This window comes from Amycolatopsis sp. NPDC051758 (genome assembly GCF_044453095.1).
Lineage (GTDB): Bacteria > Actinomycetota > Actinomycetes > Mycobacteriales > Pseudonocardiaceae > Amycolatopsis.
Genome location: NZ_JBITCJ010000007.1, coordinates 548,676 through 561,930, shown reverse-complemented (window position 1 = coordinate 561,930; position 13,255 = coordinate 548,676). Strand labels below are relative to the sequence as shown.

Annotated in this window: 14 protein-coding genes; 8 read left to right on the top strand and 6 right to left on the bottom strand. The window is 70.8% G+C overall.

The genetic code is table 11. The features are described 5' to 3' along the window. Positions 1 to 49: 49 nt before the first annotated feature. Genes mrf through ACIA5G_RS32880 form a run of 4 tightly spaced genes read left to right on the top strand, consistent with a single transcriptional unit; the run spans position 50 to position 2,755 of the window. Complete coding sequence (mrf, locus tag ACIA5G_RS32895; RefSeq protein ID WP_395930265.1) at positions 50 to 1,300, top strand: ribosome hibernation factor-recruiting GTPase MRF; 1,251 nt, start codon at positions 50 to 52, stop codon at positions 1,298 to 1,300. After that, complete coding sequence (locus ACIA5G_RS32890) at positions 1,297 to 1,551, top strand: type B 50S ribosomal protein L31 (protein ID WP_395930263.1); 255 nt, start codon at positions 1,297 to 1,299, stop codon at positions 1,549 to 1,551. The genes mrf and ACIA5G_RS32890 overlap by 4 nt, the downstream gene beginning before the upstream one ends. After that, positions 1,551 to 1,700: a 50S ribosomal protein L32 gene (gene rpmF, locus ACIA5G_RS32885; RefSeq protein WP_395930262.1), complete on the top strand. Its 150-nt coding sequence runs from the start codon at positions 1,551 to 1,553 to the stop codon at positions 1,698 to 1,700. Before ACIA5G_RS32890 ends, rpmF begins: the two co-directional genes overlap by 1 nt. After that, on the top strand, positions 1,697 to 2,755 hold the full coding sequence (locus ACIA5G_RS32880) for a GTP-binding protein (protein WP_395930261.1): 1,059 nt from the start codon (positions 1,697 to 1,699) through the stop codon (positions 2,753 to 2,755). The genes rpmF and ACIA5G_RS32880 overlap by 4 nt, the downstream gene beginning before the upstream one ends. A gap of 1 nt (position 2,756) precedes the next feature. On the opposite strand, the gene ACIA5G_RS32875 is transcribed toward ACIA5G_RS32880, so the two are convergent. Next, positions 2,757 to 3,053 (bottom strand): hypothetical protein, encoded by a 297-nt coding sequence (locus ACIA5G_RS32875; protein WP_395930260.1) that lies wholly within the window; start codon positions 3,051 to 3,053, stop codon positions 2,757 to 2,759. Between the two features lie 156 nt (positions 3,054 to 3,209). Here ACIA5G_RS32875 and ACIA5G_RS32870 point away from each other — a divergent pair, with 156 nt between their 5' ends. The 4 genes from ACIA5G_RS32870 to ACIA5G_RS32855 are packed head-to-tail and all read left to right on the top strand — an operon-like array spanning position 3,210 to position 6,359. Further along, on the top strand, positions 3,210 to 3,644 hold the full coding sequence (locus tag ACIA5G_RS32870) for a MarR family winged helix-turn-helix transcriptional regulator (protein ID WP_395930259.1): 435 nt from the start codon (positions 3,210 to 3,212) through the stop codon (positions 3,642 to 3,644). 8 nt (positions 3,645 to 3,652) lie between these two features. Continuing rightward, complete coding sequence (locus ACIA5G_RS32865) at positions 3,653 to 5,338, top strand: MFS transporter (protein WP_395930257.1); 1,686 nt, start codon at positions 3,653 to 3,655, stop codon at positions 5,336 to 5,338. Further along, on the top strand, positions 5,335 to 6,075 hold the full coding sequence (locus tag ACIA5G_RS32860; RefSeq protein WP_395930255.1) for a dienelactone hydrolase family protein: 741 nt from the start codon (positions 5,335 to 5,337) through the stop codon (positions 6,073 to 6,075). Before ACIA5G_RS32865 ends, ACIA5G_RS32860 begins: the two co-directional genes overlap by 4 nt. Before the next feature lie 11 nt (positions 6,076 to 6,086). Further along, entirely contained in the window at positions 6,087 to 6,359 is a 273-nt protein-coding gene (locus ACIA5G_RS32855; protein WP_395930253.1) for a DUF6295 family protein, read from the top strand. 51 nt (positions 6,360 to 6,410) lie between these two features. On the opposite strand, the gene ACIA5G_RS32850 is transcribed toward ACIA5G_RS32855, so the two are convergent. From ACIA5G_RS32850 to ACIA5G_RS32830, 5 genes are all read right to left on the bottom strand, one after another. Continuing rightward, a complete protein-coding gene (locus tag ACIA5G_RS32850; RefSeq protein WP_395930251.1) occupies positions 6,411 to 7,826 on the bottom strand; it encodes a pyridoxal phosphate-dependent decarboxylase family protein in 1,416 nt (471 codons plus the stop codon). Further along, a complete protein-coding gene (locus tag ACIA5G_RS32845; RefSeq protein WP_395930249.1) occupies positions 7,813 to 9,126 on the bottom strand; it encodes an MFS transporter in 1,314 nt (437 codons plus the stop codon). The genes ACIA5G_RS32850 and ACIA5G_RS32845 overlap by 14 nt, the downstream gene beginning before the upstream one ends. A 34-nt stretch (positions 9,127 to 9,160) precedes the next feature. Next, positions 9,161 to 10,108 (bottom strand): sphingomyelin phosphodiesterase, encoded by a 948-nt coding sequence (locus tag ACIA5G_RS32840; RefSeq protein ID WP_395930247.1) that lies wholly within the window; start codon positions 10,106 to 10,108, stop codon positions 9,161 to 9,163. Between the two features lie 17 nt (positions 10,109 to 10,125). Then, positions 10,126 to 12,123, bottom strand: coding sequence for a neutral/alkaline ceramidase (locus ACIA5G_RS32835; protein ID WP_395930245.1), 1,998 nt, complete (start codon positions 12,121 to 12,123; stop codon positions 10,126 to 10,128). A gap of 98 nt (positions 12,124 to 12,221) precedes the next feature. Continuing rightward, positions 12,222 to 13,247: an LLM class F420-dependent oxidoreductase gene (locus ACIA5G_RS32830; protein ID WP_395930243.1), complete on the bottom strand. Its 1,026-nt coding sequence runs from the start codon at positions 13,245 to 13,247 to the stop codon at positions 12,222 to 12,224. Positions 13,248 to 13,255: the final 8 nt, after the last annotated feature.

Here is a 13,255-nt window from a genome sequence, read left to right as displayed (position 1 = left end):
TTTTCATCTACTCTACGCACCGTACCCCGCCCGTATTCCTGGAGCTCTCGTGACCCCTGATCCCCGCATTCCGCTCGTCTTGGTGAGCGGCCTCGCCCCGGGACCGAACGCCGAACTCGCCGAACTGCTGCGCGTCGCCGAGCCCGGCACCGCCGTCGTCCACCACGACCTGCGCGACATCCACTCCGGCGTCGTCCGCCGCCGGCTGCGGCTCGACCAGCGCGACCAGCTGACCGTGCTCGAGCTGGCCCACGGCTGCGTGTCGTGCACCCTGCGCGAGGACCTGCTCCCGCTGCTGCGGCGCCTCGCCCGGATGCCGCGGGTCCGCCGGATCGTCGTCCGGCTGGACGAAGCGATGGAGCCGGAGCCGGTGAGCTGGGCGATCCGGAACGTCCTGGTCGGCGACCACCCGGTGCACGACGACGTCGACCTGCGCGCGGTCTTCACGGTCGTCGACTGCGCGACCTGGCTCGCCGACGCGACCGGCGACGACGTCCTGGCCGAACGGAACCTTCAGGCCAGCCCGGAGGACGAGCGGACCGTCGCCCAGGTCGCGCTGTCGCAGGTCGAGTTCGCCGACGTCCTCGTGCTGGCCGGCGCGGCCACCGACGCGTGGAACGCCGCGAAGGCGTCCGCGGTCCTCGACCGCGTCGCGCCGTCGATCCCGCGGGTCGAACTGTCGCGGATCGACGGGAACAGCGCGCTCGACGCCGTGCCGAAGGACGCCCGCCGTGGCGAGGTCACCGACATGCACGGAGCCCTGCTGCGCGGGGAGCCGCCGCTGCACCCGGACTGCGGAATCGGCGTGGTCACCTTCACCGCGCAGCGGCCGTTCCACCCCGAACGGCTCCACGACGCCCTCGACGTCCTGCTCAACGGCGTCGTCCGCACCCGCGGGCGCGCGTGGGTGGCGAGCCAGCCGGACGTCGCGTTCTGGATCGAGTCGGCCGGGGGCGGGCTGGGCATCGGCCACGCCGGCCCGTGGCTCGCCTCGCCGGACGGACCGGCGTGGCCGGACGTCTCCCCCGAGCGCCGCACCCTGGCGTCGCTGCGCTGGGACCCGGTGCACGGCGACCGCGCGCAGGAGCTCGTCGTCGTGACGGACCAGACAACGCCCGACGAGATCGACGCGGCCCTGCGCGGCGCTCTACTCACTGACGAAGAACTGGCCGCCGGCCCGGCGGAGTGGCAGCGCTACCCCGACCCGTTCGGCGACTGGCACGAAGAACCGTGCGAGGACACCGAGACCGACCCGGCGCGGCACGACGCGACCGCGGCGAACCGAAAGGAAGACCAGTGAAGAACGGCATCCACCCCGACTACCACCCCGTGGTGTTCAAGGACTCGTCCACCGGCGACGCGTTCCTGACCCGCTCCACCATCACCTCCGACAAGACCGTCGAATGGTCCGACGGACAGCGCTACCCGCTCGTCATGGTCGACATCAGCTCGTGGTCGCACCCGTTCTGGACCGGCACCCAGCGGATCATGGACAGCGCCGGCCAGGTCGAGAAGTTCCACCGCCGCTACGGCAAGCGGGGTACGCGCTGATGGCCGTCCCGAAGCGCAAGAAGTCGCGAAGCAACACCCGCGCCCGGCGGTCGCAGTGGAAGGCCGCCGCGGTGGACCTGGTGCCGATCAAGGTCGACGGCGGGACGAAGCTCGTCCCGCGCCGGCTGATCAGGCACTTCCACTCGTGAGCGTTCCGGTCACGGTGCTGTCCGGCTTCCTCGGCGCGGGCAAGACGACGCTGCTCAACCACATCCTCGCCACCCGCGCGGGGCTGCGGGTGGCGGTGATCGTCAACGACATGAGCGAGGTCAACATCGACGCAGGCCTCGTGCGGTCGCAGGAGCGCCTCGTCGAGCTGACCAACGGGTGCATCTGCTGCACCCTGCGGGAGGACCTCCTCGAGGAGGTCGCGGCCCTGTGCGCCGGCGACCGCTTCGACCACGTGCTCATCGAGTCGAGCGGGATCTCCGAGCCGATGCCGGTGGCGGCGACGTTCTCGTTCCTGGACTCCGTCGCCCGCCTCGACACCATGGTGACGGTGGTGGACGCGGCGAACTTCGCCCGCGAACTGGCCGCCGGCGACTCCCTGGTGGAGCGCCGGCTGGACCAGTACGAAGCCGACGAGCGGACCGTCAGCGACCTGCTGATGGACCAGGTGGAGTTCGCCGACGTCCTGCTGCTGAACAAGACGGACCTGGTGTCGCCGGACGACGCGGCACTGCTGGTGGCGGTGCTCCGGCGGCTCAACCCGGCGGCCGACGTCGTCACCAGCAGCTTCGGAAAGGTGCCGCTCAACCGGGTCTTCGGGACCGGCCGGTACGACCCGGTCCGGGCACAGGAGGCGCCGGGCTGGGTTGCCGAGCTGAACGGCGACCACGTGCCGGAGACCGAGGAGTACGGCATCTCGAGCGTGGTGTTCCGCGCCTCGCGGGCGTTCGACCCGGTGGCACTGTGGGACTTCGTCGCCCGCCGGCTGGACTCGGGCGAGTTCGGGACGGTGTTGCGCTCCAAGGGGTTCTTCGCGCTGGCGTCCCGGCCTGGGGTGACCGGCCTGTGGTCCCAGGCCGGCACGGTGGCGCGGTTCGAACCCCAGGGCGTGGCGGACGAACCACGCCAGGAACTGGTGTTCATCGGCGTCGACCTCGCCGGCGAAGCGCTGCTGGCCGCGCTACGGGAGTGCCTCGGCGAGGTCGCGTCCGGGCCGGATCCGTTCCCGGCGTGGGGCCCGGTGCACGTCCATTGACTCAGTGGTCGTCGTAGTGGTCCTCGTGCACGGCGTGGCGGTGGCCGTCGTGCAGGTAGTCGACGTGCTCGCCGTGCGGCACGGCGACGTGCCCGCAGCCCTCGCCGTGGGTGTGGTCGTGGCCGGTGTGCGGCACGTGGCCGGTGATCTCGCACTCGTCGAAGTGGCCGTCGTGGGCCCGGTGCAGGTGCCCTTCGTGCACGTAGTCCACGTGGTCGCCGTGCGGCACGGCCGCGTGCCCGCAGCCCTCGCGGTGCACGTGGTCGTGGCCGGCGTGCTCGACGTGCGGGATGGTCATCGGCGGTTCCTCCGTGGATGCGCTCGGCTGCATATGTCCACTTCGGACGCTAACACCGGGTGACCGGGCCGACCGGGCGAAAGCTCCCGGCTCACCCGATAGCGGCCGATCCGTCCGAGTTGATCAACCCAGGTTTATCAGTCTAGGTTGACGATCGTGACGGATGAGGAGCTGCTCCAGGCGAGCACCGACCTGCGCGTCGCCCTCGGCCGGCTGGTCCGGCGGCTGCGCCAGGGGTACGTCGTCGGCGAGCTGACCCTGCCCGAACGCTCGGTGTTGTCCCGGCTCGACCGGGAGGGCCCGGCCACCCCGGGCTGCCTGGCCGACCTCGAGCGGGTGAAACCGCAGGCCATGGGCGTCACCCTGGCCGGGCTGGTCGACCGCGGCCTCGTCGAGCGCCGCAAGGACGACTCCGACGGCCGCAAGGTCCTGATGTCGGTCACCGGGGCCGGCGTCCGGCTGCTCACCGACCGCCGGTCGCGGACCACCGAGCTGATGGCCACCGCGCTGGCCGAGAAGTTCACCGTGGCCGAGCAGCGCAAGCTCATGGCGGCCATCCCGCTGATCGAGCGGCTGGCGGACGAGCTGTGACGGCGGCGGTGACCACGAACAGCCGTTACAAGTGGGTCGCGCTGTCCAACACCACGCTCGGCGTGCTGATGTCGGCGCTCGACGGCTCGATCGTCATCATCTCGCTGCCGGCGATCTTCCGCGGGATCGGGCTCGACCCCCTGGCCCCGGGCAACATCGGTTACCTGCTCTGGATGATCCTCGGCTACCTGCTGGTCCAGGCCGTGCTGGTGGTGACACTCGGCCGGCTCGGCGACATGTTCGGCCGGGTCAAGATGTACAACCTCGGCTTCGTCGTCTTCAGCGTCGCTTCCGTGGCCCTGTCGTTCGACCCGTTCCACGCCGGCGGCGGCGCCCTGTGGCTGATCGGCTGGCGGGTGGTGCAGGCGGTCGGCGGCTCGATGCTGACGGCGAACTCCGCGGCCATCCTCACCGACGCCTTCCCCACCGAACAACGCGGCATGGCGCTGGGCGTCAACCAGATCACCGCGCTGGCCGGGCAGTTCCTCGGCCTGGTCGTCGGCGGGCTGCTCGCCGAGATCGACTGGCGCGCGGTGTTCTGGGTGAGCGTCCCGTTCGGCCTGCTCGGCACGATCTGGTCGATCCGCAGCCTGCGCGAGGTCGGCACGCCGAAGCGCGCCAAGATCGACTGGGGCGGCAACGTCACCTTCGCCGCGGGCACCGCGATCCTGCTCGCCGCGATCACGTACGGGATCCAGCCCTACGGTGGCGGCGCGACCGGCTGGGGCAACCCGTGGGTGCTCGGCGGCATCGGCGCCGGGGTGCTGCTGCTCCTGCTCTTCGGCGTCATCGAGACCCGTGTCGCGGCGCCGATGTTCCACCTCGGGCTGTTCAAGATCCGGGCCTTCGCCGCGGGCAACATCGCCGCCCTGCTGACTTCCGTGGCCCGCGGTGGCATGCAGTTCATGCTCATCATCTGGCTGCAGGGGATCTGGCTGCCGCTGCACGGCTTCGACTACGAGCGGACCCCGTTGTGGGCGGGCATCTACCTGCTGCCGCTGACCGTCGGCTTCCTGATCGCCGGTCCGGTGTCGGGGTACCTCTCCGACCGGTTCGGCGCGCGGCTGTTCTCCACCGGCGGGCTGCTGCTGGTCGCGGCGGCGTTCCTCGGCCTGCTCGCACTGCCCGTGGACTTCCCTTACCCGCTGTTCGCCGCACTGCTCGTGGTCAGCGGGATCGGCCAGGGCATGTTCTCCGCGCCGAACACCTCGGCGATCATGAGCAGCGTCCCGACCGAGCAGCGCGGGGTCGCTTCCGGCATGCGGGCGACGTTCCAGAACTCCGGGACGTCGTTGTCGATCGGCGTGTTCTTCTCACTGATGATCGCCGGGCTGGCTTCGTCGCTGCCCCAGACCTTGACCGGCGGCCTGCAGGCCCACGGCGTCCCGGCGCACGTGGCGGACGGCGTCGCCCAGCTACCCCCGGTGAGCACGCTGTTCGCGGCGTTCCTCGGCAGCAACCCGGTGGGGCACCTGCTCGGCCCGGGTGTCCTTTCCGGACTGTCGCCCGGGGACCGCGCCACGCTGACCGGCGGGGAGTTCTTCCCGCAGCTGGTCTCCGGGCCGTTCCACCACGGCCTCGTGGTCGTGTTCACCGCCGCCGCGGTGATGGCCGTCGTCGCCGCGGTGGCGTCGGCCTCGCGCGGAGCCCGATACTTCCACCCGACAGCGGACGCAGCGAAGGAGAACCGATGACCGACGAACTCATCGCCGGAACCGTCACCATCACCGGGCACGGCGGCGACGAGATCGAGGCCTACCTGGCCAAGCCGACCGACGCGGCGCCCCGCGGCGGTGTGGTGGTGATCCACCACATGCCCGGCTACGACGCGTCGACCAAGGAGATGGTGCGCCGGTTCGCTGCCGAGGGGTACAACGCGCTCTGCCCCAACCTCTACTCCCGCGAAGCTCCCGGCGCGGACCCGGACGACGCCGCCGCCACGGTCCGTGCGGCCGGCGGTGTCCCGGACGACCGGCTCGTCGGCGACGTTGCCGGCGCGGCTGACCACCTTCGCGCCCTCGAAAACGCGAATGGTCGCGTCGGTGTCATCGGGCACTGCTCGGGCGGGCGCCAGGCGTTCCTGTCCGGCTGCTCGCTCGACATCGACGCGGCAGTCGACTGCTACGGCGCGTTTGTCGTCGCCGATCCGCCGGAGGCGATGAAGCAGATGAAGCCGCTGCTCGGCCTGGCCCCGCAGCTGTCGTGCCCGCTGCTCGGCATCTTCGGCGCGGACGACCAGTTCCCCAGTCCGGACGAGGTCGCCGTGCTGGCGGCGGAGCTGGAGAAGCTGGGCAAGGAGCACGAGTTCCACACGTACGCGGGCGCGGGTCACTCGTTCTTCGCCGTCGACCGCCCGAGCTACCGGCCGGAAGCGGCGAAGGACGGCTGGGAACGCATCTTCGACTTCTACTCCCGCACGCTCAGCGCCTGAGAGGACCCGCCATGTGCACCTACCTGACCGAGAAGTTCCCGCTCGAAGGCAGCGGCAAGGGCGCCCGCGGCTGGTTCCGCCTGGACGAGGGCACCGTGTACGTCGACCACCCGGTCCACGCGCCGTACGGGCACACGGTCAACATCGACTTCCGCAACCCGGGCCTGGGCGCGTCGGCGCGCGTCGCGCTCGAACTCACCGAGGAAGACGCGCTGGCCTTGGCGGACGCGATCCACGCAGCCGTCAAGTCCGCCCCGGCGGGCCTCGCCTCCCGCAACCAGTAGCCACGTGCCGTTAAGGCCACCTGACGCCCGTAAGGTGGCCTTAACGGCATTTCACGGGGTGTAGAGCGCGCCGAGGAATTCCAGCAGCAGGCGTTCGCGTAGCGGCGGAGGAGCCGTTGCGAGGAGGGCGTTGATCGGGGCCATCCGGTCCGGCAGGCCCGAAGCGCCGCCGAGGCCCGCTGCCGCGAGGAGCCCGGCGAACTGTTCGGACGTGAGCGTCGCGGGATCCAAGGCCGCGACGAACTCCGCCACCGCCGGGTCGATGATCACCGGGCCCGCCGCGCGGGCCGCGTCGACCGAAGCAGCAAGATCGGCGAGAAACTCCTTCTCACTGCCGTGATTCGCCGCCGTCACCGTCAGGTGCAGGTTCACCGGCGATGACAGATGAGCGAACTGCGGCTGGACGTACCAGCCGCGCGTCTTCATCTCGTCGGCCACGGTGAACAGGTCGAAACCGTCGTCGCCGGTGAACGCGATCAGCGTCGACACCGGGTCGCCGAGCACGCGCAGCCCCTCGATTTCCGAGACCCCGTCCCGGATCCGGGAAACCGCTTCGCGCGTCGACGCGGCCAGCTGCAGATAACCGTCCTCGCCGAGGTGACGCACCACCGCCCACGCCGCGGCCAAGGGACCGCCCGAACGTGTGCTCTGGATCGTCGTGTTCAGCATCGTGTACCCCGGCCAGCCCGCGCTCGCGAAGTAGTGCGAACGCCGCAGCTCCGCCGACGCGTGCAGCAGCACCGACGTGCCCTTCGGGCAGTACGCGTACTTGTGCAGATCCACCGAAATGCTCGTGACACCCGGGACGCGGAAGTCGAACGGCGGCACGTCGGCGCCGAGGCGAGCGAAGTACGGCAGCACCCAGCCGCCGATGCACGCGTCGACGTGCATCCGGACCCCACGCGCCGAAGCCGCCGCGGCGATCTCGCCGATCGGATCCAGCACCCCGTGGGCGTACGACGGCGCGCTCGCCACCACCAGCACCGTCGAGTCGTCGATGGCCGCCGCCATCGCCGCCGGGTCGGCGCGGAACGTCACCGGGTCGACCGGGACGTCGATCCGCCGCACCCCGAACAGGTGCGCCGCCTTGTGGAACGCGGCGTGCGCGGTGGTCGGCAGCACGATCGAGGGCGAAGCGATCGAAGGGTGCGCGTCCCGGGCGGCGAGCACCGCCAGCAAGCACGACTCTGTGCCGCCGGAAGTCACCGAGCCGACCACACCCGGCACCGAGCCCAGCAAAGCAGAAGCCGCGGCAACGAGGTCGTTCTCCATCCGCAGCAAGCTCGGGAACGCCGTCGGGTCGAGGCCGTTCGCCGACGACGCCAGCGCGTGCGCCGCGGCCCCGAGGGTGTCCACTTCGGACAGCCCGCTGTCGTAGACGTACGCCAGGGTGCGGCCGCCGTGCGTCGGCAGGTCACCGGCGCGCAGCTCCCGCAGCGCCGCGAGGACGTCCTCAGGCGGGTTCATGGCGCGGCTCCAGGACCTTGCGCCGCAGCAGCGGCAGGGCCAGCGCGATGAGCACGCCGGGGACGATCGACGCGCCGACGAGGATCGCCACGATCGCGCTGTCCGGCTGGGCGCTCGTCGCGTCCGTGCTGGAAACGTACCCGCCGAACGCGAGGATGAGCGCCCACAGGCCGCCGCCGAAGGCCAGCCCCAGCGTCTCCCCCGCGGTCCACACGCCGGCCGCGATCCCCGCGCGGGTCTCGCCGGTGCGCTCCTCTTCGGCGGTGATCAGGTCGGGCAGGATGGCCAGCGGGAACACCGAGATCCCCGCGTACCCGACGCCGCACAGCGCCACGAAGACGAACGACACGAACAGCGGGATCTCCTGGGCGAACACCAGGCCGAGCAGGCCGATCGCGAACGTGGCCGTCGCCAGGCGGAAGCCGTTGAGCTTGCCGACCCGGTCGCCCAGCCGCGGCCACAGCGGCATGGTGATCAGCGCCGGGCCGACGAAGATGACGAACAGGATCGTGCCGTAGCCGCTGTCACCGAGGATGCGCTGGGCGAAGAACGGGATCGCGGCGAGCACCGTGCCGATGCCCAGCGCCTGGATGAAGTACGTGCCCAGCAGCCAGCGGAAGGGCCGCCAGCCGGCGAGCGTGCGGACGAGGTCCTTCAGGTTCACGGTGTTCGGCCGCAGCGAGCCGACCGGCGCGTCCTTGAGCCCGAAGTACACCAGCAGTGTCGCGGCCAGCACGATCAGCCCGATCACCACGGCCATCACGCGGTAGCCGGCGACGCCGTCGATCGCGGTGGTGATCGCCGGGGCGCCGCCACCGCAGATCAGGATCGTCACGGCGAGCACGCCGATCCGGACGCTGGTGAGCTTCGTGCGTTCGGTCGCCGACTCGGTCAGCTCGGCGGGCAGCGCGTTGAACGGCACCTGGAACAGCGCGTACGCCGTCGCGCAGAGGGCGAATGTGATCGCCACGTACAGCGCGTCCGGCAGCGGGGTGCCGAACCCGGGGTGGGCGAACATCGCCGCGAACAGGATCGCCACGCCGATGCCGCCGATCAGCAGGAAGCGGCGGCGGCTGCCGGTCTTGAGCAGGTCGGCGTCCGACATCCGGCCGGCGATCGGGTTGAACAGCACGTCCCAGGCCTTGGGCACGAACACGATCGCGGCGGCCCAGCCGGCGGGCACGGCCATCGTGTCGGTCAGGTACTTGACCAGGACCAGGCCGGGGACCGTGCCGAAGGACCCGGTGACGAACGAGCCGAGCGAATACCTGAACCGCGTCCGGCCGGACAGCGTCGTCATGGTCCTCCTCGAAAAACGAACTCCGATGAGGCGATCAGTAGTGGATCTCGGCCAGCACCGGGTAGTGGTCGGAGGGAATCGTGCCACCGTCGTAATGCACCAGCTGTACCGGCCCGACCTCGGCGCGTCGCAGCGAGCCGACGTAGTCCAGCGAATCCCGGTAGCCGGCCGGGACGGACTTCGCCGCGGCCGGGTTGGTGACGGCGTCGAAGCTGTACTCCCCCGCTCCCGCCGTCCGCAGCGTCCCGCCGAGCACGGCCTCGCCCTGCGACGACTGGGACCGCCCCAAGGCGTCGCGGCGGTCCTGCCCGGCCCAGTACTCGATGTTGAGGTCTCCGGCGACGGCCACCGGGTCGCCCGCCGGGACGCGGGCGGCGGCGAGGTCGCGCAGCTCGCCGAGCTGGGCCAGCCGGATCTCGTGCGCCTTCGGCAGCGTCTCCGGGCCCTCGTCGGCCTGCAGGTGCGTGCCGGCGAGCCAGAGCGCTTTGCCGTGGGCGAAGATCCGCACCAGCGCCGCGCCCTTGTTGGACAGGTAGTCGGCCGTCCCGAAGTAGGAGTTTCGGTAGACGAGCTGGTGCTTTTCGGTGATCGGGTACTTGCTGAGCACGGTGACACCGCCGTTGACCACGATCGGCGAGTTCGAGCAGGTGCCGTTCACCGACGTCCAGCCCGGCGACGTCGAGCAGGACTGCCCGACCAGGGGTGTCTGGAACGGGTAGGCGTCGACGAGCCGCCCGCGCAGGTCCTCGGCCTGGGCGCTGAAGGCCTCTTCGAGCACGACGACGTCGGCGTCCTGGGCGCGGATGACTCCTTCCGCGGCCTGAGCCCGGGCCGCCTTGTCGGCGGTGTTCGGGTTGGCGATCCACGGCAGCTGCCAGAGGTTGAAGCTCAGCACGCTCACGGCGGCGTCCGCGGCCCGGGCGGGCGCGGTCAGGAGGGTGAGCGCGGTGACGACGACGGCGAGAATGGCGGTCCTGCGCACGACGGGTCCTTTCCGGATCAGGAGACGACGAAGGCGCGGGAGGTCCCGCTGAGCTGGGCGATGGCGCCGGTGAGGCCGTGCTTCCACGCTCCGAAGTGGACAACGCGGTACTTGCCGACCGGCGTGTTCGCGGGAATGTCCCAGGTGACCTCGGCCCGCGACTCGCTCACGAACGTCCGCGTCCACCGGAACTTCGTCGCCCAGTCGCCGTCGTCGGCGTAGCGGACCCAGCGGCCGTCCACGTACTGCTGGATCTCGAGGAACGTGCCGTCGCGGCGGAGGTCGTTCTTCGGATGGCCGGTCACGAACGCTACCGAGACCTGCTCGCCGCGCCGGTAGCTGCTCTTCGCGTCGGTGACGACGTCGCCGAAGCTCTTCAGCAGCGGCGCGCTGTCGAAGACGACACCGGGTTGGAAGTTGACGAGCTTGCCGCGCAGATCACGCGGGACCGGGCCGTGCGGCACCGACGTCCCCGCCTTCATCGCTGCGGCGAGCTTCCCGAACTCCTGCTGATACGCGGGCAGCGTGTAGCGGCCGAAGAGCGTCGACGCGCCTTCGTACTGCTGCGAGTCGTACTCCTCCGGCGTCGTGACGTACTGGCTGTAAGCGTTGGAGTAGCCCTGCATGAGGACGTTCTCGAGCGGCACGCCCAGCGCGGCGGCGACGGTCTTCCGGATCCGCAGCCCGGCGACGATCGTGTACTCCGCGGGCCCGGCGACCAGGTGCAGCTGCCCGATCCGGACGATCTGCAGCGGCAGCACCTCCGGCGCCCACGGGTACGGCTTCATCGCGCCGAACGGCACCGCGACGACCTTCGGTGCCTGCGCGTCGGCCAGGGCCTGCGGGATCGGCGCGTCGATGCCGCCGAGCCAGTCGATGAACGGGTTCTTGACACCCTCGGGCAGCGGCAAACCTGGCCCGTCTTCGGTGCTGCCGGCCAGCATCGAGACGCCGATCGCGGCGGTGCAGGTCCGATGCGCGCGGCCGTCCGGGGTGAACTGCGGGTCGACGTCGACGGCGGACATGTCCACGTACGTCATCCGGTGGTCCACGCCGCCGGTGATCGGCTCGCCCGCCGCGTCGAAGGCGCGTTTTGCCGCCTGGAACTGGAGTTCGCCGATGCGCCGGGTGTTCTGGAACTCCGTCTCCGGCGTGCCCGGCTGGAGGTTCAGGTTCGGCGTCATGTCGCCGGAATTGGTCTGGGCGAAGGCGGCGACGAACCCGGGCGGGCCGTCGAGGTAGCGGACACCCGCGTGGTCGTGCTCCCACGCGTAGGCGGCGTAGCCCTTGTTGTCGCTGCTGATCAGGTGATTGCCGTTGCTCATGGACGTGCCGTGCGTGGCGAACCAGGTGATCGCGCCGACGTCCTTCCCGCCTTGGCGGAACCGCAGCACGGTGACGGCCGGGTCGATCGAGAGCGGGAAGTGGTCCTTGTCGGGGTTGCGCTCGAAGGCGACCCTCGACCGGTTCGCGCTCGCCTCGGTCAGCTCGGTGCGGCCGAGGCTGAGTTCGCCCGGCGCGAGGTCGTCGTGCGCCCGGCTGATCGCCTCGACGATCCCGGCGACAACGGCGTCGTAGGTCTGCTGCTGGAAGCCGAGGATCGACAGGTCGTACGCGGCGTAGTGCGAGTCACCGCCGCACGCGGAGTGCGTGTGGGTGGCGTTGAGCAGGACGTTCTGCTCGGTGTAGCGGTCGCCGTACTTCCGGACCAGTTCGCGCAGGACACCCTGGTGGACGGACTGGAACAGCGCGCCCAGCTCGGCGGTGACGAAGACGATCCGGCGGGTCCCGTCGTCGACGACGTAGGCCCGGGCCCGGGTGCGCAGGTGGATGCCGGCGGTCTGCTGCTGCGGCATGGAGTAGCCCATCATGCCGTTTTCGGCCGCGGGCCCGGTGACGTCGCCGATCCCGACGCCGACCTTGAGCGCGGAGGCGGCCGCGGCGGGTCCGGCCACGGCGGCGGCGAACGGGAGCGCGGTGGCTCCGGCCAGGACGGTACGACGACTCACCCGCATACGGTCTCCCGACTAACGTGAACGACTTTCGCGTTAATCGGGGACCGTACGTGAGCCCCGCCACCCCGGCAACCCGACAAAAGTGCCGACAGCGGCGCTCAGCCCAGGGCTTCGGCGATCTTCGTCAGGGTCGCCGCGTCGCCACGCAGCAGCAGCTGCGTCACGACCGTTTCCTCCCAGGCCTGCAGCTCGTCGCGGATTTTTGCGGCGGGTCCGATCAGTGACGTGTCCTCCACGAGCGACGTCGGAATGGCCGCGGTCGCCTCGTCCTTGCGGCCCGCGAGGTACAGCTCCTGGACCTTGTCCGCCACGTCCTCGTACCCCAGCCGGGCGAAGACGTCGTGGTGGAAGTTGACGCTCTTCGCGCCCATCCCGCCGATGTACAGCGCGAGTGACGGCTTGATCCAGCTCGCCGCCTCCTCGACGTCGTCGTGGACGAGCACCGGGACCGAGCACGGGACCTCGAACGTGTCGAGGGTGTGCCGGGCGCCCGGCCGCGCGAAGCCCTCTTCCAGCGCCGCCTTGTAGAAGTTGTTGCTCTTGGGTGAGAAGAACAGCGGCAGCCAGCCGTCGCCGATCTCGGCGGAGAGGGCGACGTTCTTCGGGCCCTCCGCGGCCAGGTGGATCGGGATGTCCTTGCGCAGCGGGTGGACCGTCGGCCTGAGCGCCTTGCCGAGGCCGGCGCCGCCCTTGTACGGCAGCTGGAAGTGCTGGCCGTCGAGGGTCACCGGGGCTTCGCGGGCGATCACCTGGCGCACGATGTCGACGTACTCCCGGGTCCTCGCCAGGGGTTTCGGGTACGGCTGGCCGTACCAGCCCTCGACGACCTGCGGGCCGGACGCGCCGAGCCCGAGCACCATCCGGCCACCCGACAGGTGGTCCAAGGTGAGCGCGCTCATCGCCGTCGCGGTCGGGGTGCGCGCCGCCATCTGGACGATGTTGGTGCCGAGCCGGATCCGGCTGGTGGAGGCGCCGTACCAGGCCAGGGGCGTGAAGGCGTCCGAGCCGTACGCCTCCGCCGTCCACACCGAGTCGAAGCCGAGCTCCTCGGCCCTCACCACGGCCTCCAGCGCACCCGGGGTCGGCCCGCTGCCCCAGTACCCGACGTGGAATCCCAGCTTCACGAATGCCT